This window comes from Aeromonas sp. Marseille-Q5825 (genome assembly GCF_946892685.1).
GTDB classification, from domain to species: Bacteria; Pseudomonadota; Gammaproteobacteria; order Enterobacterales; family Aeromonadaceae; genus Aeromonas; species Aeromonas rivipollensis.
The window spans coordinates 186,744-210,782 of record NZ_CAMPOU010000001.1; the positions used below are offsets into that span (position 1 = coordinate 186,744).

The 24,039-nt window shown below is 63.3% G+C and carries 21 protein-coding genes and 2 pseudogenes; 9 read left to right on the forward strand and 14 right to left on the reverse strand.

Translation table 11 applies throughout. From position 1 onward, the window contains the following. Nucleotides 1-143 precede the first annotated feature (143 nt). The 12 genes and pseudogenes from OC537_RS00855 to torC all read right to left on the reverse strand — a co-directional run bounded on the left by OC537_RS00855 (nt 144) and on the right by torC (nt 12,095). Entirely contained in the window at nt 144-392 is a 249-nt protein-coding gene (locus tag OC537_RS00855) for a YhdT family protein (RefSeq protein ID WP_041204435.1), read from the reverse strand. Between the two features lie 113 nt (nt 393-505). Then, nucleotides 506-1,846, reverse strand: coding sequence for an acetyl-CoA carboxylase biotin carboxylase subunit (gene accC, locus OC537_RS00860; RefSeq protein ID WP_005326556.1), 1,341 nt, complete (start codon nt 1,844-1,846; stop codon nt 506-508). A gap of 15 nt (nt 1,847-1,861) precedes the next feature. After that, nucleotides 1,862-2,323: an acetyl-CoA carboxylase biotin carboxyl carrier protein gene (accB, locus tag OC537_RS00865; protein WP_025326015.1), complete on the reverse strand. Its 462-nt coding sequence runs from the start codon at nt 2,321-2,323 to the stop codon at nt 1,862-1,864. 36 nt (nt 2,324-2,359) lie between these two features. Continuing rightward, complete coding sequence (gene aroQ, locus OC537_RS00870; protein WP_262108527.1) at nt 2,360-2,809, reverse strand: type II 3-dehydroquinate dehydratase; 450 nt, start codon at nt 2,807-2,809, stop codon at nt 2,360-2,362. Nucleotides 2,810-3,095: 286 nt separating this feature from the next. Next, a complete protein-coding gene (locus OC537_RS00875; protein ID WP_262108529.1) occupies nt 3,096-3,218 on the reverse strand; it encodes a hypothetical protein in 123 nt (40 codons plus the stop codon). A gap of 2 nt (nt 3,219-3,220) precedes the next feature. After that, the gene (gene acs / locus OC537_RS00880; protein WP_262108531.1) at nt 3,221-5,167 is read right to left on the reverse strand and encodes an acetate--CoA ligase; all 1,947 of its coding nucleotides are present in this window, start codon (nt 5,165-5,167) and stop codon (nt 3,221-3,223) included. 200 nt (nt 5,168-5,367) lie between these two features. Then, nucleotides 5,368-6,675, reverse strand: a pseudogene (locus OC537_RS00885) (putative bifunctional diguanylate cyclase/phosphodiesterase); the annotation flags it as partial. A 93-nt stretch (nt 6,676-6,768) separates the two neighbouring features. Then, nucleotides 6,769-7,161, reverse strand: a pseudogene (locus OC537_RS20645) (PAS domain-containing protein); the annotation flags it as partial. Nucleotides 7,162-7,267: 106 nt separating this feature from the next. After that, a complete protein-coding gene (locus tag OC537_RS00890; protein WP_106887645.1) occupies nt 7,268-7,636 on the reverse strand; it encodes a hypothetical protein in 369 nt (122 codons plus the stop codon). A 7-nt stretch (nt 7,637-7,643) separates the two neighbouring features. Further along, nucleotides 7,644-8,312, reverse strand: coding sequence for a molecular chaperone TorD (gene torD / locus OC537_RS00895; RefSeq protein ID WP_106887644.1), 669 nt, complete (start codon nt 8,310-8,312; stop codon nt 7,644-7,646). 99 nt (nt 8,313-8,411) lie between these two features. Continuing rightward, entirely contained in the window at nt 8,412-10,904 is a 2,493-nt protein-coding gene (gene torA / locus OC537_RS00900) for a trimethylamine-N-oxide reductase TorA (RefSeq protein ID WP_262108536.1), read from the reverse strand. 27 nt (nt 10,905-10,931) lie between these two features. Then, nucleotides 10,932-12,095 (reverse strand): pentaheme c-type cytochrome TorC, encoded by a 1,164-nt coding sequence (gene torC / locus OC537_RS00905; protein WP_262108538.1) that lies wholly within the window; start codon nt 12,093-12,095, stop codon nt 10,932-10,934. 151 nt (nt 12,096-12,246) lie between these two features. Between torC and torR the strand changes: the two genes are divergently transcribed. After that, on the forward strand, nt 12,247-12,960 hold the full coding sequence (gene torR, locus OC537_RS00910; protein WP_139745181.1) for a two-component system response regulator TorR: 714 nt from the start codon (nt 12,247-12,249) through the stop codon (nt 12,958-12,960). Nucleotides 12,961-12,974: 14 nt separating this feature from the next. Here torR and torT read toward each other — a convergent pair whose 3' ends face one another. Continuing rightward, nucleotides 12,975-14,027, reverse strand: coding sequence for a TMAO reductase system periplasmic protein TorT (torT, locus tag OC537_RS00915; RefSeq protein ID WP_262108540.1), 1,053 nt, complete (start codon nt 14,025-14,027; stop codon nt 12,975-12,977). 70 nt (nt 14,028-14,097) lie between these two features. Here torT and torS point away from each other — a divergent pair, with 70 nt between their 5' ends. Beyond that, nucleotides 14,098-16,926, forward strand: a complete 2,829-nt coding sequence (gene torS, locus OC537_RS00920; RefSeq protein WP_262108542.1) for a TMAO reductase system sensor histidine kinase/response regulator TorS — start codon at nt 14,098-14,100, stop codon at nt 16,924-16,926. Between the two features lie 3 nt (nt 16,927-16,929). Here torS and OC537_RS00925 read toward each other — a convergent pair whose 3' ends face one another. Continuing rightward, on the reverse strand, nt 16,930-17,256 hold the full coding sequence (locus tag OC537_RS00925) for a hypothetical protein (protein ID WP_262108544.1): 327 nt from the start codon (nt 17,254-17,256) through the stop codon (nt 16,930-16,932). Nucleotides 17,257-17,689: 433 nt separating this feature from the next. On the opposite strand from OC537_RS00925, the gene glyA reads away from it, so the two are divergent. From glyA to ribE, 7 genes are all read left to right on the forward strand, one after another. Next, nucleotides 17,690-18,943, forward strand: coding sequence for a serine hydroxymethyltransferase (gene glyA / locus OC537_RS00930; protein ID WP_106887638.1), 1,254 nt, complete (start codon nt 17,690-17,692; stop codon nt 18,941-18,943). Between the two features lie 122 nt (nt 18,944-19,065). Further along, nucleotides 19,066-19,494, forward strand: coding sequence for a hypothetical protein (locus OC537_RS00935; protein ID WP_262108547.1), 429 nt, complete (start codon nt 19,066-19,068; stop codon nt 19,492-19,494). A gap of 146 nt (nt 19,495-19,640) precedes the next feature. Next, a complete protein-coding gene (nrdR, locus tag OC537_RS00940) occupies nt 19,641-20,090 on the forward strand; it encodes a transcriptional regulator NrdR (RefSeq protein WP_025326027.1) in 450 nt (149 codons plus the stop codon). A 188-nt stretch (nt 20,091-20,278) separates the two neighbouring features. Beyond that, a complete protein-coding gene (gene ribD, locus OC537_RS00945; protein WP_234689812.1) occupies nt 20,279-21,388 on the forward strand; it encodes a bifunctional diaminohydroxyphosphoribosylaminopyrimidine deaminase/5-amino-6-(5-phosphoribosylamino)uracil reductase RibD in 1,110 nt (369 codons plus the stop codon). A 54-nt stretch (nt 21,389-21,442) separates the two neighbouring features. Then, nucleotides 21,443-22,096 carry a riboflavin synthase gene (locus OC537_RS00950; protein ID WP_106887635.1) on the forward strand — a complete coding sequence of 218 codons (654 nt, stop codon included), beginning with the start codon at nt 21,443-21,445 and terminating at the stop codon, nt 22,094-22,096. A gap of 142 nt (nt 22,097-22,238) precedes the next feature. Further along, nucleotides 22,239-23,348, forward strand: coding sequence for a bifunctional 3,4-dihydroxy-2-butanone-4-phosphate synthase/GTP cyclohydrolase II (ribBA, locus tag OC537_RS00955; RefSeq protein ID WP_139745526.1), 1,110 nt, complete (start codon nt 22,239-22,241; stop codon nt 23,346-23,348). A gap of 213 nt (nt 23,349-23,561) precedes the next feature. Continuing rightward, nucleotides 23,562-24,032 carry a 6,7-dimethyl-8-ribityllumazine synthase gene (ribE, locus tag OC537_RS00960; protein WP_106887633.1) on the forward strand — a complete coding sequence of 157 codons (471 nt, stop codon included), beginning with the start codon at nt 23,562-23,564 and terminating at the stop codon, nt 24,030-24,032. Nucleotides 24,033-24,039: the final 7 nt, after the last annotated feature.

Genomic DNA, 24,039 nt, shown 5'->3' on the forward strand with positions numbered 1-24,039 from the left:
GACAGGTTGATTTCGCTCAACCGGGGCGTCATGGGTTCGCAGCGCGGCTCAGGATTCATGGGAGAGATTCCTCGGTGTCGAGCGTTGTGTCGATAGACAGGTTGATCTCGCTCAACCGGGGCGTCATGGATTCGCAGCGCGGCTCAGGATTCATGGGGAGGCTCCTCGGTGTCGAGAGGAATGTCGATGAACAGGCGGTCCACCATGAGCGCGCACAGGCCGATAAACAGCAGTGGCATCAGCATGCAGCTGAGCAGGAACCAGAGCGGCATATCCCAGAGTTCCAGCTCTTCCGGGATGAAATAAGCGGTGCCATACCAGGCAACGAAATAGAGCAGGGTCAGCAACAGACAGAGGGCTGCTTCCCGACGGGCGAGCGCGAAACGATTCACCTTGGCCTCCGACAATTTTGAGGGGCGCAAGGATAACAAAAAAGGGCCATGTCGCCATGGCCCTTTTTTCGTTGCCGATCCGGAGGGACCGGACAATCTCTGTTGAAGAGTCCTTACAGACCCAACTTCTTGTGCAGGTAGTGGATGTTGGTACCACCGTGCTGGAAGTTCTCGTCCTTCATGATCTCTTTTTGCAGGGCGATGTTGGTCTTGATCCCTTCCACCACCAGCTCGTCGAGAGAGTGACGCATGCGGGCGATGGCGATGTCACGGTTCTCGCCGTAACAGATCAGCTTGCCGATCATGGAATCGTAGTAGGGCGGCACCTTGTAACCCGCATAGATGTGGGATTCCCAACGCACACCCAGACCACCCGGCGCGTGGAAGCGCTGGATGAGACCTGGAGACGGCATGAAGGTGGCCGGATCTTCGGCGTTGATCCGGCATTCGATGGCATGGCCACGGATGCGGATGTCCTGCTGGGTGATCGACAGGGGCTGGCCGGCGGCGATGCGCAGCTGCTCCTTGATGAGATCCACGCCGGTGACCATCTCGGTGACCGGGTGCTCGACCTGGATCCGGGTGTTCATCTCGATGAAGTAGAACTCGCCGTTCTCGTACAGGAACTCGAAAGTACCGGCACCGCGGTAGCCGATTTCGAGACAGGCGCGCACGCAGCGCTCACCGATGAACTTGCGCATCTCTTCGGTGATACCGGGTGCCGGTGCCTCTTCCACCACCTTCTGGTGACGGCGCTGCATGGAGCAGTCCCGCTCACCCAGATAGAGGGCGGTACCCTGGCCGTCTGCCAGCACCTGGATCTCGATGTGGCGCGGGTTCTCCAGGTATTTCTCCATGTAGACCATGTCGTTCTTGAAGAACTGGCCCGCTTCGGATTTGGTCAGGGCGATGGCGGCGGCCAGCTCTGACTCGTTGCGCACCACGCGCATGCCACGACCACCACCGCCACCGGCGGCCTTGATGATCACGGGGTAGCCGATCCGCTTGGCGATGGTGGCGTTGCGCTTGGCATCGTTGTCCACCGGACCGTCGGAGCCGGGTACGCAGGGTACGCCCGCCTTCTTCATCGCCTCGATGGCGGAAACCTTGTCACCCATCAGGCGAATGGTTTCGGCGCGCGGGCCTATGAAGATGAAGCCGGATTTCTCGACCACTTCGGCAAAGTCGGCGTTCTCGGAGAGGAAGCCGTAGCCCGGGTGGATGGCGACGGCACCGGTCACCTCGGCGGCGGCTATGATGGCCGGCACGTTGAGGTAGGACTCACCGCTGGCGGGTTTGCCGATACAGATGGTTTCGTCGGCCAGGAGCACATGCTTGAGCTCCCGATCGGCAGTGGAGTGAACGGCCACTGTCTTGATCCCGAGCTCTTTGCAGGCGCGCAGGATCCGCAGGGCAATTTCACCGCGGTTGGCGATGACTACTTTGTCCAACATGGGTGGCGTCTTCCCTTATTCGATGATGAACAGCGGCTCGTCAAATTCGACGGCCTGACCATTTTCAACCAGGATCGCTTTGATCACACCGGCCTTGTCAGACTCGATTTGGTTCATCATTTTCATGGCTTCGACGATGCACAGGGTGTCGCCGACATTGACGTGCTGACCGACTTCCACGAACGGCTTGGCTTCCGGGCTGGAGGAGCGGTAGAAGGAGCCCACCATGGGGGAGCGCATCAGATGGCCACTCGGGGCGGCGTCGGCAGCAGGGGCGGCGGCCTGGGCGGCAGCGGCGACCGGAGCGGCGGCTTGTTGAACCTGTGCCGGCTGCATCATCATCTGCGGGGCAACGCTAACCTGGCCGGAGAAATTACGGCTGATGCGAACGGACTCTTCCCCTTCGGAGATTTCCAGCTCGGCGATGCCGGACTCTTCAACCAGTTCAATCAGCTTCTTGATTTTGCGGATATCCATTAGCATTCTCTTTCTTCTTTATCTGATCAGTGATTATCAAGCCGCGCGCAATTGATGCACGGCCGCGGTTAAAGCGAATTGGTAGCCATCGGCACCCAGCCCACAAATGACCCCCTTGGCGACATCAGACAGATAGGAGTGATGACGGAAGGGTTCCCTGGCATGAACGTTTGACAGGTGAACCTCGATAAAGGGGATGGCCACGCCCAGCAGGGCATCGCGCAGGGCGACGCTGGTGTGGGTGAAGGCGGCCGGGTTGATGATGATAAAATCCACCTGGCCCATGGCCTGATGGATGCGGCCGACCAACTCATGTTCGGCATTGGATTGCAGGTGTTCCAGGGTGACACCGAGCTCGTTGGCGTACTGGCTCAGATCGGCGAGGATCTCATCGAGCGTCTTGCTGCCGTAGATTCCCGGCTCCCGCTTGCCCAGCAGATTCAGGTTGGGGCCGTTGAGCAGGAGAATTCGGTGATGTTGCGACATATTGAGTACATCCTCGATGATTATGCTGCTATCTATCAGCTATCTGTGGACCACCAAAAATCTAGCCACTTTCTGCACAATTCGGTGTGCCCTGGCACACAGATTTCGCAATTATATTGATTTCGTGAAAATTAGCAGCATTTTACTGGTCTAATCTCTACATCTGGCCATTTATTAAGCATGTTGGTGCGCGGAGCCGCTCTGCCGCAGCGCCCGCCTCTTCAGGCTTTCCAGACACGACAAAGCCGGCACAAGGCCGGCTTTGTCGAGAGAGGTGGGAGAGGACTCAGGCCGCTTCCGACTTCTCGCGGATAAGTTTGTCCACGACGCCCGGATCCGCCAGGGTGGAGATATCCCCCAGGCTGTCGGTCTCGCCGGTGGCGATCTTGCGCTGCATTATGGAGCGCATGATCATGCCGCCTCTGACTTCTCGCGGATAAGTTTGTCCACCACACCTGGATCCGCCAGGGTGGAGATATCCCCCAGGCTGTCGGTCTCGCCGGTGGCAATCTTGCGCAAGATCCGGCGCATGATCTTGCCGGAACGGGTCTTGGGCAACCCTTCGGCCCAGTGGATCACATCCGGGGTGGCGATGGCGCCTATCTCCTTGCGAACCCACTCCTTCACTTCCTTATGCAGCTCGCGACTCGGCTCCTCCCCGGCGATCAGGGTGACATAGGCGTAGATGCCCTGACCCTTGATCTCGTGGGGGACGCCCACCACGGCCGCCTCGGCTATCTTGGGGTGGGCCACCAGGGCCGATTCAATTTCGGCGGTACCCATGCGGTGGCCGGAGACGTTCAGTACATCATCCACCCGCCCCGTGATCCAGTAGTAGCCATCCTGGTCGCGACGGGCACCGTCGCCGGTGAAGTAGCGACCGGGGAAGGTGGAGAAGTAGGTCTGCTCGAAGCGCTCGTGATCGCCGAACACGGTGCGCATCTGGCCCGGCCAGGAGTCGGTGATCACCAGGTTGCCCTCGGTGGCACCCTCCAGCGGCTCACCCAGGTTGTCCACCAGGGCCGGCTGCACCCCGAAGAAGGGACGGGTGGCGGAGCCGGGCTTGAGGGCGGTGACGCCGGGCAGGGGGCTGATCAGGATGCCGCCGGTCTCGGTCTGCCACCAGGTGTCGACTATGGGGCAGCGCTCGTCGCCTATGGTGCGGTAGTACCACTCCCAGGCTTCCGGGTTGATGGGTTCCCCCACAGATCCCATGATGCGCAGGCTGGCGCGGGAGGTGCCTTCGATGGCCTCCTTGCCCTTGGCCATCAGGGCGCGGATGGCGGTGGGTGCGGTATAGAGGATGCTGACCTGGTGCTTGTCCACCACCTGGCTCATGCGGTTGGTGGCCGGGTAGTTGGGCACCCCTTCGAACATGAGGGTGGTGGCGCCGTTGGCGAGCGGCCCGTAGACCAGGTAGGAGTGACCGGTGACCCAGCCCACGTCGGCGGTACACCAGTAGATGTCCTCTTCGTGATAGTCGAACACGTACTTGAAGGTGAGAGCGGCATAGACCAGGTAGCCGCCCGTGGTGTGCAGCACTCCCTTGGGCTTGCCGGTGGAGCCCGAGGTGTAGAGCACGAACAGGGGATCCTCGGCGCCCATGGCTTCGGGCGGGCAATCCGGGCTGGCAGCGGCGACGGCGTCGTGCCACCAGATGTCCCTGTGGTCATGCCAGGCGACCTTGCCGCCGGTGCGCTTGAGGACGATGACCTTGTTGACCCGGCTATCCGGGTGGGTGAGCGCCTCATCCACGTTCTTCTTGAGGGGGATGGGGCGGCCGCCGCGCAGGCCCTCGTCGGCTGTGATGACGATGGAGGAGCCCGAGTCTATGATGCGACCCGAGAGGGCCTCCGGCGAGAAGCCGCCGAAGACGATGCTGTGCACGGCGCCGATGCGGGTACAGGCCAGCATGGCGATGGCCGCCTCCGGCACCATGGGCATGTAGAGGCAAACCATGTCACCGCGCTTGACCCCTTGGGCTTTGAGCACGTTGGCAAATTTGCACACCTCGCCGTGGAGCTCGCGATAGGTCAGCTTGCGATCCTCGGCCGGGTTGTCCCCTTCCCAGATGATGGCGACCTTGTCACCCCGTTCGGCCAGATGGCGATCCAGGCAGTTGGCCGACACGTTGAGCAGGCCATCCTCGTACCATTTGATGGAGACGTGGCCCGGATCGTAGGAGGTGTTCTTGACACGGGTGTAGGGGGTCATCCAGTCGAGGATCTTGCCCTGCTCCCCCCAGAAGGCGTCCGGGTTCTGCACCGACGCTAGGTACATGGCTTCATAACCTTCCTTGTCCAGCAGGGCGTCGCTACCTATGTGGGCCTTGACCGGATAGACCTTGCTCTCGCTCATCTCTCACTCCTGTGAATACATTTTTGTAATGATTGAGTAACAACTTATACCTTTGGCACGGGAGGGCAATTAGACTTTTGGATAGCGACGAGAGGAGGAGGGGCGCCTGTGAACAGGCCCTGACGGGAGCAAGCTGAAGGGAATAAAGAGAAGGGAGCCTGGCGCTCCCTTCTTCATTGGATCCCTTGAGGCGACCGCCGTCAGCGCTGGGGGGCGAGCATGGAGGTCATGTGGGGTTCTGACAGGGGGTGGCTGAACAGGTAGCCCTGGCCCTCCTCGCAGCGCAGAGACTGCAGGAACTGGCGCTGGGGTTGGGTCTCTATGCCTTCCGCCGTGACCGCCATGCCGAGGCTGTCGGCCAGGCTGACTATGGTGCGGCACAGCTCCCGGCTGTGTTTGTCGTCGGGCAGCGCCTGGACGAAGGCCCTGTCTATCTTGATGCGGTCTATGGGCAGGCTTTTGAGCAGGCTCAGGGAGGAGAAGCCGGTGCCAAAGTCGTCGATGGCGATCTGTACTCCCAGCGCCTTGAGGCGGGTAAAGAGACTCAGGCTCTGATCCACGCTCTGGATGATGCTCTCGGTGACCTCTATCTCCAGCCGCTCTGCCGGGAAGCCGGTCTGCGCCAGGATGGCGGTGACCCTGTCCACGTAGTCGGGGGATCGCATCTCCCTGACCGACACATTGACGGACAACCTGGGCACGGCGAACCCCTCCGCCAGCCACCGCTGTCCCTGCTGGCAGGCGGTGCGCATCACCCATTCCCCCAACTGCTCAATCAGACCGCACTCCTCGGCCACCGGAATGAAGCGGGCGGGAGAAATCATACCCTCGCTCGGGTGCTGCCAGCGCACCAGGGCCTCGAGGCCGCTGAGGCTGTCATTGGCCAGATCCGTCATGGGCTGGTACAGCAGGCGGAACTGCTGCTGCTCCATGGCCTTGATCAGCCCCTGCTCCAGGGCCATCCGCTCCCTCATCTGGGTCATCATGTCGGGAGAGTAGAACAGATAGCCGTTGCGGCCCCGGCGCTTGGCCTCATGCATGGCATTGTCCGCCGCACTGATGAGGCTGTCCGGGGTCAGGCCATGTTCCGGGTAGAGGGCGACGCCTATGCTGGCCGAGAGCCTCACCCGCTCCTGCCCTATGTCGGCCGGATCGTGGAGCCTGTGTTGCAGCCGCTCGATCAGCTCCACCAGGTCCTGGGGCTGCCGGACGTCGGGAAGCAGCACCAGAAACTCGTCTGCGCCTAGCCGGGTGGCGAGATCCCCCGGGCGCAGGCTGTGGCGGATGCGCTGTGCCAGCAGCTTGAGCAGCAGATCCCCGGCGCTGTGTCCCAGGTTGTCGTTGATCAGCTTGAAGCCGTCGAGATCGATGAACAGCAGGGCGAGGGCCTGCTTGTTCAGGCGGGCCGTCTCTATCTCCAGTTCGAGCCGCTCCTGCAACAGGTTGCGGTTGCCAAGATCGGTGAGGGGGTCGTGATAGGAGAGGTGGTGGAGCCTGGCTTCCGCCTGGTAGAGCCGCTGTGCGTGCTGGTTGCTGGTCTCCTGGATCTCCCCGGTGAAGCGGGTCACGCCCAGGTAGGCGCGGGGATCCTGGGTGAGATCGCGGGCGATGAGGAAGATGCCATTGAAGATCCCAGCGGCATCCACCAGGGGGCTGCAGCTCATCTGCCAGCGCCTCGGCCCGCCGGGGCGGGAGACATGGATGCAGCCCAGATCCAGCTCGGCCCGGGGGACGCCATGGAGCAATTGCTTGAGCCGGGGGAGCAGCATGGGGGCCTGGGCCGGCGTGATGTCGAACAGCGTCTTGCCGAGGTGATCCCCCTGGGCCAGACCGCTCAGCTCGGTGAAGATACCGTTGACGCCACGGCACCTGAAGTCACGATCGAAGACCCCTATCCCAAAGGGTGCCAGCTCGAACAGTTGTTGCCATTCATGAAGGGATAACGGGCCTGACAAATGCAGTGTCTGAACCGATTCGGGTAGCACTTTTTCCATGGAGGCTCCTGAATTGATTTCTTTGTCATTTAGACGACTGTGTCAGTATGGCAGGAAGTTTCAAGAGGGAGAAAAAGTCTGGGAGTGATGTTAAATCAACGGGATGTCAGCCTTTCTGGCGGCCGAATGCCTGAATGCCGCGCACCAGTACCAGCCAGCCGAGCAGGTGGAACGGCAGGGCCAGCAGGTAGAGCAGCAGGAAGTGCGACTCGCTGCCGCTGCTGTTGATGAAGTCTATCCAGGCCACCAGCAGGGTCAGCATGCCCGCTATCTGGAAGCGGCGGCGCAGCACCACCTCGACGCCCAGATTGGCGAGGTAGAGGGTGAGCAGGATACCGGCAAAGCCGGTGAGCTGGGCGGCGCCGTACAGTTCCCTGTCCGGGTGAAACAGCAGGACCGCGAGGGGGGTCAGGCCCTGATCCAGCGGGATCAGGGCCAGCAGCCAGCATGCAATAAGAAGCAGAGCTGTCTTCATTCGAGGCTTAGTCGGCAGACTGCGCCGGCTTGACCAGGCTGAGGTAGTTGGCATCCATGGTGAGGAAGACCCCCAGCAGCCGGGCGCTGGCGCCGTAGAAGCCAAACTGGTCGGCGGCGCGGCAGGCGGCCTCGAAGCGCGGGAACCAGGCCAGCAGATGTTCGTGCAGCAAGGCTTCCTGCTCCCCGAGCCAGCTCTCCCGCTGGGCGGCCGTGGTCGCTTCCGCCGCGTGTATGATGAGGTTGCCCATCAGATCCAGCTCTATGGCCAGGTGATCGGCGGGCTCCTTGTACTTGTCGCTGACATTGATGCCGAGGCGATCCAGGCGGGCCTGCATCTCGGCCATGGGGGCCTGCATCAGCAGCTTGGCCTCGCCCCGGTAGAGGGACTCGTAGGGCAGGGCCCCCTGCTTGGGATCGACCAGGAAGAGGCCGGCAAAATCGGCCGCCAGTTCGAGCTGGCGATCGGTGCGCACCAGCAGGCGGGCGATGGCGTCATTGAGCTCGGCCACGGCCTCGCGCATGGGATCCAGAGTGGAGAGGCTTTTCAGGAAGCTTCGCACGTCATAGGTGTCATATTCGGCGATCTGCTCATCACTGAGTTCGGCGGCAAACAGGGTGGAGAACCACCAGTAGAGTTGGGCCCGGCGTTCGCTGGTAGCCATAAATTCCTGCATTTTTCCTCCGTGGATGGCAATCGGGAGCCTTGATGGCTCCCGATTCTAACGACTTTAAAAATAAAGGAAACTCAAGGGGGCGCTTTCGTCCCCCCGGGGTCAGAGCGCCGGGAACATGGGGTCTATGCCCTTGGCCGACTCAGGCGCGCCGAAGGCGGTGACGGCGGGCGCCTGTCCACTGAACTTCTCGATCTCCACCAGTGCTGTGTGGGCCGTGGTGGCCTGCGCCAGGCTGGAGGAGCCGATGTCGGCGGTCAGTACGTTGGGGTCACCATAGGTACAGAGGGTGCCCACCTTGCCGCCCTCCTGCGGGCCATACCAGGCCCCCTCCTGGATCCTGACCACCCCGGGGGCGTAGTCCTCGCTCACCACCAGACCGGCCAGCACCTGACCGCGACCGTTGAACACCCGCACCAGATCCCCGTCCTTGAGGCCACGGGAGTGGGCATCCTGCGGGTTCATATAGACGGGCTCGCGGCCCTGCACAGTGTAAGTGGCGCGGTAGTTGTCAGAGGAGCAGAGCTGGCTGTGCAGCCGCTTGTCCGGGTGGCAGGATTGCAGGTGCAGAGGATACTGCTTGCTGCCCGGCCCGCCGTGGGAGCGCTCGTAGGGTTCGATCCAGACCGGGTGGCCCGGGCAATCCCCATAGCCGTAGTCGGCTATGGTCTTGGAGTAGATCTCGATGAGGCCTGACGGGGTGCCCAGCGGTTCCAGATCCGGCTCCTGACGGAACGAGGCGTGACGCACCCAGGGCTGGCCCGCCGGGAAGGTGACGAAGCCTTCCCCGTGCCAGAACTGGCTGAAACGGGGCAGACGGATGCCGATGCCGCGACCCTGCAGGCGGGCGTCGTCATAGATGCTCTGGATCCACTCCAGCTTGCTCTTGCCGCCGGTAAACTCGGCCTCGCGACCGAAGCGACGGCAGAGATCGGCGAAGATGTCGTAGTCATCGCGCGCCTCGAACAGCGGCTCCACCACCTTGTACATGGCCAGAATGCCGGCGTTGGAGTGGGAGCCCCACTGCTCGATGTCATCCCGCTCATAGGTGGTGGTGGCGGGCAGCACTATGTCGGCGAAGCGGCAGCTGGCGGTCCACTGGTGATCGATGCTGACCACGGTTTCCAGCTTGCGCCAGGCCGCGACCATCTTGTTGCGATCCTGCTGGTGGTGGAAGGGGTTGTTGCCGCAGAACACCGCCATCTTCATGTGGGGGTAGGTGATGGTCTGGCCGTTGAAGGCGATCTGTTTGCCCGGATTGAGGATGCAGTCGACGAAACGGGCCACCGGAATGTATTTGGAGTAACCCTTCCAGTCGCCGTCATGGATCGGCTTGACCCCGGGAATGACAGAGCTGAAACCGGACATGATGGGGCCGCTGGAGGTGATGGTGCCCGCCCCGTTGTAGTGCCAGCCAAAGCCGTAACCGCCCCCCGGCAGGCCGATCTGGCCAATCATCGAGGCCAGTACCACCAGCATCCAGGCGTACTGTTCCCCGTGGTGCATGCGCTGCACGCACCAGCCGCCGATGAGCTGGGTACGGCCACTGGTCATGGCGCGAGCCAGCTCGCGGATGGTCTCGGCAGGGACGCCACAGATGGCGGCGGCCCACTCGGCATCCTTCACCTGACCGTCGCTGGTGCCCAGCAGGTAGGGCAGGAACTTGTCAAAGCCGGTGGTGTAGTTCTTGAGGAACGCCTCGTCGTGACGCTTCTCGCTGTAGAGGCTGTGGGCGATGCCCAGCATCAGCGGCACGTCGGTCTGCGGGTTCAGGGTTATCTGATCGCAATTGAGGTACTTCTGGGTCTTGGATTTGACCGGATCGACGCTGATCACCCGGATCTCGCCCTTGGCCACCTTCTCTTTGAGCTGTGCCCAGTAGTCGTAGACGCTGTGATCCGGCACCAGCCAGCCCACCTGCAGGTTCTTGATGGGGTCAGAACCCCAGATGACGATAGTCTTGCTGTGCTCCAGCACCAGCGGCCAGGAGGTCTGCTGCTCGTACACCTCCATGGCGCCCGCCACGTGGGGCAGGATCACCTGGGCGGCGCCGGTGGAGTAGTCACCGGCCTTGGCCAGATAGGTGCCGTGCAGGTTCATGGCGCGCCCCAGCATGGCGCCGGCGGAGTGCAGCTTGCCCACCGACTGCCAGCCGGAGTGACCGGCATAGAGGGCGCTCGGGCCATGGGTTTTCTGCACCCGCTCCAGCTCGTGATAGAAGAAGTCCAGCGCCTGGGACCAGGTCACCCGCACGAAGCGGTTCTGGCCGCGCTCGCTGGTATCGGACTGGTGGCCCTTGCGCAGCCAGTCCAGCCGCACCATGGGGTAGCGGATGCGGGAGGGGTTGTAGACCACTTCACTCAAGGCCTTGAGCATCTCGGTGGGGTGTTTGTCATGCTCGAACGGCAGGGTCTCGACCCAGCGGCCATCCACCACCCGGGCACGGAAGGCGCCCCAGTGGGAGCCGGACTGCACCAGCTTGTCGCCGGACTCGGCGGCCATCACGGCGCGACCGAGCAGGGAGGGGCCGATCAGGGCAGAGGCACCGCTGGCCAGCAAGCCACCCAGAAAACCACGACGGGAAATGTTGATCATCTTGTTATTCCTCTTTCGAATCCGGACTTAGTGGCTGCCCTGACCACCGGTATCGGCGGCATGGTTTTGCAGGTACTTGAGCAGGGTGCGCTCTTCTTCCTTGCTGAGGCGGTAGTAGGCAGACATCGCCTTGAGCCCCGAGATCCAGCCGTTGGCGGTGAAGTGAGCCGGGTCCGGCGCGCCGTGGCAGGAGTTGCAGGTGGACTTGTACATCTCGCCGGCATAATCCCAGATGGGCTTGAGGGAGGGCTCGAGCCCCTTGCCATCGACCCAGGCCTGCACCTGCACCTGCTCCCACTGGATATGGGTGGCGCTGTCGGTCTCCTGCTTGAGCACTTTCTCGTTCGCTTTCAGCTCGTCACGGACTGTGGCCACGAAGACCCGCTTGCCCATGTATTCGCTCAGCACCCGGCCCTTGCCTTCGCGCTCGCGCCAGCCCTCTATGGTCACCTTGAGGCGATCGCCGCTGCGGGCAATAACGTCGATGCGGGAGGCGGGCAGCAGCTTGCCGACGGGATCAGTGCTCTGCTCGCTGGCGTAGAGATCTTTTTCACCCAGGGTGTAGAGGGTGTCGCCGGCTGGCGCCTGCTGGGCTTCGCTGGCCAGGGTGGCGTAGGTGGCCCGGAAGCCCCCCGCCATATTGGGCAGCTCGTGGGCTATGCCCTTGTGGCACTCGATGCAGTTCATGTTCTTCGCTGCGGCATCCTTCATGGCCAGGGCGGCGGCGGGGGATTGCTTGGCGTGATCCATGTTGTCGTAGCTGTGGCAGGACTTGCAGGTCTTGGAGTTCTGGCTGCTCATCCGGGCCCACACCTTCTCGGCCAGGTGCAGGCGCCTGTCCTCGAACTTCTCCTGGGTGTCGATGCTGTGGCCTATGAACTCCTGATAGAGGTCGTTGGCCGCCTCCATCTTGCGGGCCACCTTGCCGACAAAGTCCTTCGGCTGGTGACAGTCGGTACAGACCGCCTGGACGCCGGAGGCATTCTTGAAGTGGATGGACTCCTTGTACTCCGGATAGACGGTGTCCTTCATGGAGTGGCAGGAGATGCAGAACTCGAGGCTGCTGGTCTTCTCGAAGCCGTAATGCAGGCCGACGGTACCGGCCAGGGTGACCCCGACGCCGGCCAGAAGCAGCGCCAGCACCGACCAGCGGCGGCTGGGTGTGCGCAGGAAGTGCCACAGTTTTTTCATAGCTGTCTCTCATCATCATGACTTTTTGATGAGGGCCATGATAGGGAGAGGCTGTGAACAGGGTTGCCGCCACAAATTAACGAAATAGGGGTATTTATGACAAAATGTGAATAGAATAATCCTCCCTTGTCGACCTTCGTGAACCCTGCCCATGAGCTACCACATTCTGGTTGTTGAAGATGATGCGGTTACCCGCGAGAAGCTGACCGGCTATTTCGAGCGGGAGGGCTATCGGGTGACGGCGGTGGAAAATGGCCAGGAGATGCGGGCCGTGCTGGCACAGCAGGAGGTGGATCTGGTGATGCTGGACATCAACCTGCCGGGGGAGGATGGCCTGCTGCTGACCCGCGAGCTGAGGGCGCGCAGCACTGTCGGGATCATTCTGGTCACCGGCCGCAGCGATGCGGTGGACCGGATAGTCGGCCTGGAGATGGGGGCCGATGACTATGTCACCAAGCCGTTCGAGCTGCGGGAGCTGTTGGTGCGGGTCAAGAACCTGCTGTGGCGGATCTCGTTGGCGGCCCCCGCTACCCGGGTCGCCGAGCCCCTCGACGACGCTGTCTATTTTGGCCCCTGGCGCTTCGATATTCCCCGTCGCCAGCTCAGCAAGGACGGGGTGCCGGTGCGCCTGACCAAGGCCGAATACGAGGTGCTGGTGGCCTTCGTCGCCCACCCCGGGCGGGTGCTGAGCCGGGAGCGGATCCTGACCCTCATCAGCCACCGTGGCGATGGCCCGAGCGATCGCACCATAGACGTGCTGATCCGGCGGTTGCGGGGCAAGATGGAGCTGGATCCCCGGGATCCCCAGCTCTTTGTCACCGTCCACGGGGAAGGCTATCTGTTTGCCGGCGAGCTGGCCCCCTGAGTCAGCTGGCGGGGCTAATGGTCTGTGGGGGCGGCACCGACCCGGTAGACGGGGCGAAAAGCCCCATCGGAGAGGGAGTCGCCGGTGTCGGCCAGGGGCCCATCCAGGGTCAGAATGGGTGGCCCCATCACCCGCGGGCACTGCTGCTCGCCCGCCTCGGGATGCTGTAGCAGGCAGACGGCCTGGGCCACGGCGAGGCGGCCCTGCAGCCGCATCTGATCGCTGTTGGCCGCCAGCATCTTGCCCCGCAGCAGGCCGCGCTGCACCCCGTGACTGAAGTAGGTACTCAGCACTTTGGGGTGGTCGAGATGGCGCTGCGCCAGTTCGTTGACCGCCACTTCGGCGGCAATAGCCCCCCCCACCAGATAGTCGAGGTCCGGGTGGCGGGCCAGGGTCTGCTGCACCAGGGTGCGCTGGATCTCGCGGCTGTTGTCGCCGCGCTCGGTGGTCACCAGCTTGATGGCGCTCCCCCGGATGGCATCGGCAAAGCCGGGCTCGACCACGTTGTTGCCACCGCTGCTCTTGGGGCCCGGGAACAGGGCCACCGAGACGGGTTGGCTGCCCGCCGGGTGACGCAGTGCCAGCCAGTGCCCCATTTGCCAGCCCATCTGATACCAGGAGACCCCCACCTTGGCCTGCACCAGGCCAGCGGGCAGATCGTTGACCAGGCCGAAGACCGGCAGCGGGCTGGCGGTGATTGCCTCCCTCAGCCCCTCATGACTCACGGCGCCGAGCAGGATGGCGTCGCTCCCCTCCCTCAGGCACTGCTGCAACTGCTGGCGCTGCTCGGCCAGGGCACCGTAGCCTCCCGCCTCGTGGATCCGCAAGCTGACCCCCAGCCGTGTCGCCTCTTCCACCATGCCCTGATTGACCGACAGCCAGTAGGCGTCCCGCAGATGGGGATAGAGGGCGCACAGGGTGAGGGGACGCAGCAGAGGGGCGGGCTCTGGCCAGTGGAGCCGCACGGGCTGGCCGCCAAACTCGCCACCTAGCCAGTGATCCACCTCGAAGGCGAGCAGGGGGCCAGGGAGCAGCATGAGCAACAGGGAGAGATAGACGCTTCGCATGACCCGGGGTTTTGTTAAAGTGTGGGCCCACATTATCCGGTCAAAGCCGACCACAACCAAGGTGCTGAGCGTGAGAATCTTTTCCGGCCTGGGGGGCAGGCTGCTGCTGGCCTTCTCCCTGATGGCGCTGCTGACCCTGAGCGCCTCCCTGCTCGGGTGGATTGGGCTCACCCACCTGCGCCAGCTGGAGCAGGGGGTGCAGCAGACCCTGGCCGATCAGGAGCGGGCCCGTACCCTGGCGCGCCTGAGCGGCGAGATCCAGAGTGCGTCCCATCTGCTGGCAACGGCGACCAGCGAGGCGGAACGGGAGCATCAGGGGCGCTTGCTCACCCTGCAGGGGCAGCAGATGCAGCGCCTGCTGGCCCAGCTCGGCGGTGAGGGGGAGAAGCAGGTGCAGGAGCAGCTCCATCCCCTGAGCCAGGCCATCATAGGCAACCTGGGGCAGCAGGGCTGGCTGGTGGGGGAGCGCCTGACCCTGATGGCGCAAGGTGACGCCCTGCGCGCTCGCCTGGTGACCGCGGCCGGCGAGGTGGCCGAGCTGGCCCGCAGCCAGATGGAGAATGCCGAAACCGTGATGGTGGCGGGACTCGGCTCCCTCTACCCCTTGCAGGGGCGCGCCGCCGCCGCGGCGATAGACAGGTTGCTGGAGCAGGATCTCGACTGGCTGGAGCAGATGACGGAGCTGCGTCACAGAACCCTGATGCAGCAGCAGCGCATCGAGGAGATCTGGCGCGGCGAGCGGCAGGATCGCTTGCAGGCGCTGTTGCGGGATGGACAGCGGGAGCTGGCGATCTTGCAGCTGCGCGCGGGGGCTGTGACGGATCCGGCGCGCCGCCAGGGGGTGGAGCAGGCCCTCGCCGTGCTGGCGCAGAGCGACCAGCTGGTGCAGCTACGCAGCGACTGGCTCGGCAAGGGGGAGGCCCTGCGGGTGCTGGCCAGCGCCAATGAGGCCTTGATGAGCAGCCTCAACCAGCAGGTGGATGACCTGGTCAACCGTGCCCGCGACTCCCTGGGGGAGAGCCAGCAGGCCCTGAGCCAGCGTCTCAAGCTGCTGGAGCAGGCCCTGATGGGGATAGGCCTGCTCACCCTGGTACTGCTGATGCTGCTGATGTGGCGCATGGTCTACGGCCGCATCGTCTGGCCGCTGCAACACGCGGTGGCGGGGATGAGCCGGTTGGCGCGCGGGGATCTGGCCCCCCTGGACCCGATCGTCGGGGCGGGTAGTGACGAGCTGGCGGAGCTGGGGCGTGCCCTGCAGGTGTTTCGTGACAATGCGGTCGAGCTGGGTCGCTACCAGCGGGAGCTGGAGTCGCGGGTGGTGGAGCGCACCCGCCAGCTCAGCCATGCCAACCTGCGCCTCAACGAAGAGGTGGAGAACCAGCGCCTGGCCCGCGCCGAGGCGGAGCAGGCCAATAGGGCCAAGTCGGTCTTCCTCGCCACCATGAGTCACGAAATTCGCACCCCCATGAACGGCATTCTGGGGGGCCTGACCCTGCTGGAGGATACCCGCCTGAGCGAGACCCAGCGGCGCTATCTAGCCGCCATAGAGCACAGCGGCGAATCCCTGCTGGAGATCCTCAACGACATCCTCGACTACTCCAAGATTGAGGCGGGCCACCTGGAGGCGCGCCGGGAACCCTTCCCGCTGCATCAACTGGTCGATGAGCTGAGCGCCCTGTTCAGGCCCAAGGCAGAGGCCAGAGGAGTGGCCCTGGTGCTGGAATGTGCCCCCGCCCTGCCCCCCGTGGTGGAAGGGGATCTGGGCAAGCTGCGCCAGGTGCTCGGTAACCTCTTGGGCAACGCGGTCAAGTTTACCGCCCTGGGGCGGATCTGCCTCGAGGTAAGCCCCCTCCCATGCGGTGGCCCCTGCGCCGAGCCCTGCATCCTGTTCGTGGTGAGCGATACCGGCCCCGGCATTCCGGAGCATGAGCAGGAGGCGGTGTTCGAGGCGTTCCGCCAGCGCAAGCGGGACATGGGGCACCAGGGGGGCACAGGGCTCGGGCTTGCCATCAGCCGCAAGCTGGTGGCCGCCATGGGGGGCGAGCTGTGCCTCGCCAGCCGGCCCGGGGAGGGTTGCCGCTTCAGCTTCAGCCTGCCCCTGCAACGCTCAGCCGCCCAGTTGCCGGCCGCGGCCCAGCCGCTGCATCTCGGCCAGCCTCGCGACATCCTGCTGGTGGAGGACAACGAGATCAACCGGCTGGTGGCGCAGGGCATGCTGGTGCGCCTAGGCCACAGTGTCACCCTGGCGGAAGACGGGCGCTCGGCCCTGGCGCGGGTGACAGAGCGGGGTTTCGATCTGGCGCTGCTCGACATCAATCTGCCGGACATGGATGGTCTGACCCTGCGCGAGGATCTGGCTGCCATCAGCGAGGAGGTGCACGAGCGCCCCCTGCCCGCCATCGCCATCTCGGCCCAGATGTACCCCGAGGATATCCGTCTCTGTCTGGAGGCGGGCTTTGCGGACTTTGTCGGCAAACCGGTGCGTCTGGCGGCGCTGGCCAGCGCCATCGACCGGCAGTTCCAGGGAGAGACGACGCAGGCCCCGTCGGGCGCGAGGGAGGGCACCGTCAACCCGCCCGCCCCCCAGGCCGCCAACCCAGTGCTGGACGCGGATCTGGCCTTGCTCGGCAGCCAGCGCATCCGTCAGCTCATCGGATTGTTTGAATCCCAGGGGGCGGTCCTGGTGGCCGCGCTGGTGCGGTGCGAGGGGGAGGAGCGCAAGGGGATGGCCCACAAGCTCAAGGGCAGTGCCCTGGCGCTCGGGCTGGATGACTTTGCCGCGCAGTGTGCCGCCCTGGAGGCGGGGGAGGGTGATCCTGCGGGGCTGGCCGGGGAGTTCGATGCGGCGGTGGCGACGCTCAAGGCGTGGCAGGAGAGGCAGCTGCCAACCCCGGCATGATCCTCAGCCTGGTCTGCTGCCGACGGTTTCTCCGCCGCTTTCTTCCTGCTCCTCGTCTCTATAGAGCGCCTGCTTGCAGCGGGGGCAGATGTGCTGGCGCCGGTAGTCGGCCTGGTGCACCACCCCCACCTCGAGCTGCTGATGGTGGCCGCAATGGATGCAGAAGATGATATCGCCATCGACGGCCTCGGGGTGGGCCGCCAGGTACTGCGCCCGGGTGGGCAGCGCCTCCCAGCTGGTGGGGCAGGCGCCCTTGCGACTGCCGGTGTAGTAGACCCAATAGAAGATGGCAAAGACAGCGACAATCACAAACAGCATCAGATGATCCATGGTGGAGTTCCCCCTTGTGGTGAGAGAGGCAAATGCAGGGCTCTGGTGTGACCCTGTGCGCCAAAGGGCCCTGCCGCTGCCAGCCCATGGCCGCTCGCCAGGCTTCGCAACCGCTGTGCTGTCTAAAGATGTTATCTGTTAGTAAATGCTATATCCATGATCTGGCTCTGGTTTTTGCCCTCAACTGGGGAAGACTCTGAGGGCGAGTCAGGCAGGAGCGTCGGGCGCCTGAGGAGGGGTTGATCCGGCGCAGGGCGTACGGGGCCCGCGAGAGACAAGGGGGAAGAGGGGCGTCCGGCTTCGAAAATTGCGACGTATTTTACATTTTATAAACAAGTTTTTGGGTGGTTGGACTGTCTCTTTGATCCAGCTCACGTTACAATGCGCGGGCCAACTTCACCTATCGCGCAAACGATTTTCAGGAGATAAACGGATGTTGAAACGTGACATGACCATCGCCGGCTATGATCCAGAGCTGTGGCAGGCCATCACAGACGAAACCCGTCGTCAGGAAGAACATATCGAGCTGATCGCGTCTGAGAACTACACCAGCCCCCGCGTCATGGAAGCCCAGGGCTCCCAATTGACCAACAAGTACGCTGAAGGCTACCCGGCCAAGCGTTACTACGGCGGTTGCGAGTATGTCGACGTGGTCGAAACCCTGGCCATCGAGCGCGCCAAGGAACTGTTTGGTGCCACCTATGCCAACGTGCAGCCGCACTCCGGATCCCAGGCCAACAGCGCCGTCTACATGGCCCTGCTGCAGCCGGGCGACACAGTGCTGGGCATGAATCTGGCCCACGGTGGTCACCTGACCCACGGCTCCCCCGTCAACTTCTCCGGCAAGCTGTACAACATCATCCCCTACGGCATCGATGAGTCCGGCAAGATCGACTATGACGAGATGGAGCGCCTTGCCGTTGAGCACAAGCCGAAGATGATGATCGGTGGCTTCTCCGCCTACTCCGGCATTGTCGACTGGGCCCGCATGCGCGAAATCGCCGACAAGATCGGTGCTTACCTGTTCGTCGACATGGCTCACGTGGCCGGTCTGATTGCCGCAGGCGTCTACCCGAACCCGGTGCCCCACGCCCACGTGGTCACCTCCACCACCCACAAGACCCTGGCTGGTCCCCGTGGTGGTCTGATCCTCTCCGCCGCTGACGACGAAGATCTCTACAAGAAGCTGAACTCCGCCGTCTTCCCGGGTGGTCAGGGTGGCCCGCTGATGCACGTCATCGCCGGCAAGGCCGTGGCCTTCAAGGAAGCACTGGAGCCGGGGTTCAAAACCTATCAGGCCCAGGTCGTCAAGAACGCCAAGGCCATGGCTGCGACCTTCATGGAGCGCGGCTACAAGATCGTCTCCGGCGGTACCGACAACCACCTGATGCTGGTGGATCTGATCGGCCGCGAGCTGACCGGTAAAGAAGCCGATGCCGCCCTTGGCAAGGCCAACATCACCGTCAACAAGAACTCGGTGCCGAACGACCCGCGTTCTCCCTTCGTCACCTCGGGTGTGCGGATCGGTACCCCGGCCATCACCCGCCGTGGTTTCAAGGAAGCCGAGTCCATCGAGCTGACCAACTGGATCTGCGACGTGCTGGACAACCACGACAACGACGCCGTGCTGGCCACAGTTCGCGAGAAGGTGCTGGACATCTGCCGCCGTTTCCCTGTCTATGCCTGATCGGCCAGACAGTCTGGTTTGAGACCAATGCCACCTCCGGGTGGCATTGTTTTTTCTATCGCACCCCATGGGCTGTGCACTGATGCAACAGTCCGTGTTTAACAACTGCAAGAGGAGGCATGATGACCAGTCAGATCCGGATCGCCGACGAGGAGGCTATCTCGTCCATCCGCCCCCAGTATCACTTTCGCCCGGCGCCCGAGGGGCTGCTGGCGTGGGATGTGCGCAGGCTGGTGAGGCTGAGCCGTGAGCTGCCGGTGCAAGCCGTGCCGCTCTCGCAGATTGCCGAACTGGACAGCGTGCACTGGTACGGGCATGGCAGCGTGAAACCCACTGTGCGCAGCATCATAGAACACTGCCAGCTAATGCTGGCCGCCGATCTCGCCTATCCCATCATACTGGACAGTGCCGGACGGGTGATGGATGGCATGCACAGGGTGAGCAAGGCCCTGATGCAAGGGGCTACCCAGATAGCGGCGGTACAGTTTGAGCAAGATCCGGCTCCCGACTATGTGGATTGCGATCCGGATCTGTTGCCCTACGACGACTGAGCCTGCGCCATTTCAGCCCCAATGCCACCTGCGGGCGGCATTGTTTTTTCTGGGCTTTTACCGGCTTTGGATGGCCGTGCTACACTGGCCGGCCAAGATCCTGACCCTGCGGGGCAGGTGCCTTTTCCGTTAACGCCGGAGGTCAGATGCATTGCCCTTTCTGTAGTGCCGTTGATACCAAGGTGATCGACTCCCGTCTGGTGGCAGAAGGCCATCAGGTGCGCCGCCGTCGTGAATGCCTGCTCTGCCACGAGCGCTTCACCACCTTCGAGATGGCCGAGCTGGTGATGCCCCGTGTCATCAAGTCCAACGGCTCCCGCGAGCCCTTCAATGAAGACAAGCTGCGTGCCGGCATACTGCGGGCCCTGGAGAAGCGGCCGGTGAGCATGGAGGCCATCGAAAAGGGGGTCAACCACATCAAATCCCGGCTGCGTGCCACCGGCGAGCGCGAAGTCGCCTCCCAGCTGGTGGGCAACCTGGTGATGGATGAGCTCAAGAGCCTGGACAAGGTCGCCTATATCCGCTTCGCCTCCGTCTATCGCAGCTTCGAGGACATCCGCGAATTCGGTGAAGAGATCGCCAAGCTGGAGAAGTAATGCTATCGGGTGGGCAAGGTGATATCCGCTTCGTTTCCACCTATCGCAGCTTCGAGGACATCCGCCTTGTTTATGACAAGAAGCGGTGAAGAGATCGCCAAGCTGGAGAAGTAAGCTTCCCAATGTCCGATTACGCTGCGCTAATCGAACCTACAACGCCAATTTTCTCGCTTTGAACGGGAGCCCAGATGTTTAGTCAAGATGATTACCAATGGATGAGTCGGGCCCTCGAACTGGCCCGCCGCGGCCGTTACACCACGGCCCCCAATCCCTGTGTAGGCGCCGTGCTGGTGAAGGCCGGGGTTGTGGTGGGGGAGGGCTGGCACCAGCGTGCCGGTGAACCCCATGCCGAGGTCTATGCCCTCCATGCCGCCGGGGAAGAGGCCCGCGGCGCCACCGCCTATGTGACCCTGGAGCCCTGCTCCCATCACGGTCGCACCCCTCCCTGCGCCGAGGCGCTGATCAAGGCCGGCGTGACCCGGGTGGTGGCGGCCATGGTGGATCCCAATCCCCAGGTGGGGGGGCGCGGCCTGCGCATGCTCTCCGAGGCGGGCATCAAGACCGACTTCGGCCTGCTCAGCGCCGAGGCCGAGGCCCTCAACCCGGGCTTCTTCAAGCGGATGCGCACCGCCTTCCCGCAGGTGACGGTCAAGCTCGGTGCCAGCCTGGACGGTCGCACCGCCATGGCGAGCGGCGAGAGCCAGTGGATCACCTCCCCGGAGGCGCGCCGCGACGTGCAGCGGCTGCGTGCCCGCCACGATGCCGTGCTCTCCAGCGCCGAGACTGTGCTGGCCGACGGTGCCTCCCTCAACGTGCGCTGGGACGAGCTGCCGGCCTCGGTCAAGGCAAGCTATCCCAGGGAGACCCTGCGCCAGCCGCTGCGGGTCATCGTCGATTCCCAGAACCGGCTCACCCCTGATCTGCCCCTGTTCCAGAGCGAGAGCCCCGTGCTGCTGGCCCGTCACAAGGTCGACGGGGACTGGCCTGCCTGGGTGCAGCAGCTGACCCTGCCGCTGCTGGATGGCAAGCTGGATCTGGTGAGCCTCTTCATGCTGCTGGCCAAGCAGAACATCAACTCTGTGCTGGTGGAGGCGGGCCCAAGGCTGTGCGGCGCCCTGCTGGCCAAGGGGCTGGTGGACGAGCTGGTGCTCTATCAGGCCCCCAAGCTGCTGGGGGATGAGGGGCGTGGCCTGTTCCACCTGCCGGAGTTGACCAAGCTGTTCCAGGCCCCCAAGCTCCAGCTCAAGGATGTGCGTCTGGTGGGGCAGGACATTCGCATCACAGCGAAAATTGCCTGATTTTTCACTGTCTATCGGGGCCGGTTCGGCCCCGTCATCATCAAGGTGATCTGCATGTTTACCGGAATTATCGAAGCCATGGGCACCCTGGCCGCCCTGCGCCGCCAGGGGGATGACATGGCCCTCACCGTCCATGCGCCGACCCTGGACTTTGGCGACGTCAAGCTGGGCGACTCCATCGCCACCAACGGCGTCTGCCTGACGGTGGTGGCCCTGGGGGACAAGAGCTACACAGCCGACGTTTCCCTTGAGACCCTCTCTCGCACCGGCTTTGCCGAGGCCAAGGTGGGGGATCCGGTGAATCTCGAGAAGGCGCTGATGCCGAGCTCCCGCCTCGGTGGCCACCTGGTCTCGGGCCACGTCGATGGCATAGGCGAGGTGAAGAGCAAGTCCAGCAGCGGCCGCGCCATCGAGTACTGGATCCAGGCGCCACAGGAACTTTCTCGCTACATAGCCGAGAAGGGGTCTATTGCGGTGGATGGCATCAGCCTGACGGTCAACGCCGTGCAGGGAGATCTCTTTCGCCTGACCATAGTGCCCCACACCGCCCAGGAGACCACCATAGCCCGCTGGAAACCGGGCCACAGGGTGAACCTGGAGGTGGATCAAATCGCCCGCTATCTGGAGCGGCTGATGCAGGGCAGGGCGCAGGAGCAGGGCGGATCCAGCCTGACCCTGGAGACCCTGGCCCGATCCGGGTTTATCTGACAGGCAGGCGAGCGGGCAAAATACGGTTCTGTGATCCCGCTCCGATTGAAATGGGGCCCCGCGCCCCCATCTAGCACACAATGATGCAGTATCAAGCCGAGCCGGCAGGCTCAATTCCCCAAGCATGTTGATGGAGTAGCCCATGGCGCTGAGCACAACCCAGGAAATCATTGCCGATATCAAGGCGGGCAAGATGGTGATCCTGATGGATGACGAAGACAGGGAAAACGAAGGGGACCTCATCATGGCCGCCTCCTGTGTCCGTCCGGAGGATATCAACTTCATGGCCCGTTACGGCAGGGGCCTCATCTGCCTGACCCTGACCCGGGATCGCTGCAAGCAGCTGGCGCTGCCGCTGATGGTGGACAGGAACAACGCCCAGTTCTCCACCGCCTTCACCGTGACCATAGAAGCGGCCGAGGGGGTGACCACGGGTATCTCAGCCGCCGATCGCGCCGTCACAGTACAGGCCGCCGTCGCACCGAACGCCAAGGCCGCCGATCTGGTGCAGCCCGGCCACATCTTCCCGCTGATGGCGCAGGATGGCGGCGTGCTGACCCGTGCCGGCCATACAGAGGCGGGCTGCGATCTGGCCCGTCTGGCCGGATACGAGGCGGCCTCCGTCATCGTCGAGATCCTCAACGAGGATGGCACCATGGCGCGCCGTCCCGACCTTGAGATCTTCGCCGAGCAGCACGGCATCAAGCTCGGCACCATCGCCGACCTCATCGAGTATCGCAACCAGCACGAGACCACGGTCGAGAAGGTGGCCGAGTGCAAGCTGCCCACCGAGTTCGGTGAATTTGATCTGGTCACCTTCCGCGACACCATAGACAACCAGGTGCACTTCGCCCTCAAGAAAGGGGAGGTGAAAGCCGACCAGCCGACCCTGGTGCGGGTCCATCTGCACGACGTGCTGAGCGATCTGCTGCTGACGGATCGCCACAGCGCCCGCAGCTGGCCGCTGCCCAAATCCATGGCCCGCATCGCCGAAGAGGGCGGTGTGCTGGTGATCCTGGGGGCCGAAGCCCAGGGCGCCGAGCTGCTGGCCCGGGTCAAGGGCTTTGAAGCCGCCGACAAGGGACTGGCACCGGAAGGGGCCAAGTGGCAGGGCACCTCGCGCCGGGTCGGCGTGGGTTCCCAGATCCTCAAGGCGCTCGGGGTCGGCAAGATGCGCCTGCTGAGCTCGCCGAAGAAATATCATGCCCTAGGCGGTTTCGGCCTTGAAGTGGTGGAGTACGTCGGCGAGTAAGCGCCCTGGTACTCGCTAGATGAAGTACACCACCCTCTTACAGCGGCTTCGGCCTTGAGGTGGTGGAGTACGTCGGCGAACAAGTCCCTGATGGCTTGAATGACTATCATGGCCGCTCGTTGCGGCCATGGTTTTTTGTCGCGGCTCTGTTGTGCTAGAATGCGTGCACTTTTGGCCCCGGCCCCTATTGATTGCACAGAGACAGGATTTCCAATGAAGATTATCGAAGGGAATATCGCCGCTCCCGAGGCGCGTGTTGCTATTGTCGTTGCCCGTTTCAACAGCTTCATCAATGACAGCCTGGTGAACGGCGCGCTGGACGTGCTGAAGCGTCAAGGCCAGGTCCAGGACAGCAATCTCACCCTGGTGCGTGTGCCGGGTGCCGTCGAAATTCCCCTGGCAGCCAAGAAGCTGGCCAAGAGCGGTCAATACGACGCCATAGTCGCGCTCGGTACCGTCATCCGTGGCGGCACCTATCACTTCGAACTGGTGGCGAGCGAGAACGGCAAGGGGCTGGCCCAGGTGATGATGGAGTATGAAATTCCCGTCGCCTTCGGCGTACTGACCACTGAAAACATTGAACAAGCCATCGAGCGCGCCGGTACCAAGGCGGGTAACAAGGGTGCAGAGGCTGCACTGAGCGCGCTCGAAATGATCAACGTCCTGAAACAGCTGGACGTGTAACGAGGAG

Excerpts from the sequence above, each read along its gene's own strand:
- ribBA (WP_139745526.1), top strand. The coding sequence starts at position 22,239 with ATGGCGCTGAGCACAACCCAGGAAATCATTGCCGATATCAAGGCGGGC.
- accC (WP_005326556.1), bottom strand. The coding sequence starts at position 1,846 with ATGTTGGACAAAGTAGTCATCGCCAACCGCGGTGAAATTGCCCTGCGG.
- OC537_RS00950 (WP_106887635.1), top strand. The coding sequence starts at position 21,443 with ATGTTTACCGGAATTATCGAAGCCATGGGCACCCTGGCCGCCCTGCGC.
- torD (WP_106887644.1), bottom strand. The coding sequence starts at position 8,312 with ATGCAGGAATTTATGGCTACCAGCGAACGCCGGGCCCAACTCTACTGG.
- OC537_RS00925 (WP_262108544.1), bottom strand. The coding sequence starts at position 17,256 with ATGGATCATCTGATGCTGTTTGTGATTGTCGCTGTCTTTGCCATCTTC.
- accB (WP_025326015.1), bottom strand. The coding sequence starts at position 2,323 with ATGGATATCCGCAAAATCAAGAAGCTGATTGAACTGGTTGAAGAGTCC.
- torA (WP_262108536.1), bottom strand. The coding sequence starts at position 10,904 with ATGATCAACATTTCCCGTCGTGGTTTTCTGGGTGGCTTGCTGGCCAGC.
- torT (WP_262108540.1), bottom strand. The coding sequence starts at position 14,027 with ATGCGAAGCGTCTATCTCTCCCTGTTGCTCATGCTGCTCCCTGGCCCC.
- OC537_RS00875 (WP_262108529.1), bottom strand. The coding sequence starts at position 3,218 with ATGCGCTCCATAATGCAGCGCAAGATCGCCACCGGCGAGACCGACAGC.
- aroQ (WP_262108527.1), bottom strand. The coding sequence starts at position 2,809 with ATGTCGCAACATCACCGAATTCTCCTGCTCAACGGCCCCAACCTGAAT.
- glyA (WP_106887638.1), top strand. The coding sequence starts at position 17,690 with ATGTTGAAACGTGACATGACCATCGCCGGCTATGATCCAGAGCTGTGG.
- nrdR (WP_025326027.1), top strand. The coding sequence starts at position 19,641 with ATGCATTGCCCTTTCTGTAGTGCCGTTGATACCAAGGTGATCGACTCC.
- OC537_RS00890 (WP_106887645.1), bottom strand. The coding sequence starts at position 7,636 with ATGAAGACAGCTCTGCTTCTTATTGCATGCTGGCTGCTGGCCCTGATC.
- torC (WP_262108538.1), bottom strand. The coding sequence starts at position 12,095 with ATGAAAAAACTGTGGCACTTCCTGCGCACACCCAGCCGCCGCTGGTCG.
- acs (WP_262108531.1), bottom strand. The coding sequence starts at position 5,167 with ATGAGCGAGAGCAAGGTCTATCCGGTCAAGGCCCACATAGGTAGCGAC.
- ribE (WP_106887633.1), top strand. The coding sequence starts at position 23,562 with ATGAAGATTATCGAAGGGAATATCGCCGCTCCCGAGGCGCGTGTTGCT.
- torR (WP_139745181.1), top strand. The coding sequence starts at position 12,247 with ATGAGCTACCACATTCTGGTTGTTGAAGATGATGCGGTTACCCGCGAG.
- ribD (WP_234689812.1), top strand. The coding sequence starts at position 20,279 with ATGTTTAGTCAAGATGATTACCAATGGATGAGTCGGGCCCTCGAACTG.
- OC537_RS00935 (WP_262108547.1), top strand. The coding sequence starts at position 19,066 with ATGACCAGTCAGATCCGGATCGCCGACGAGGAGGCTATCTCGTCCATC.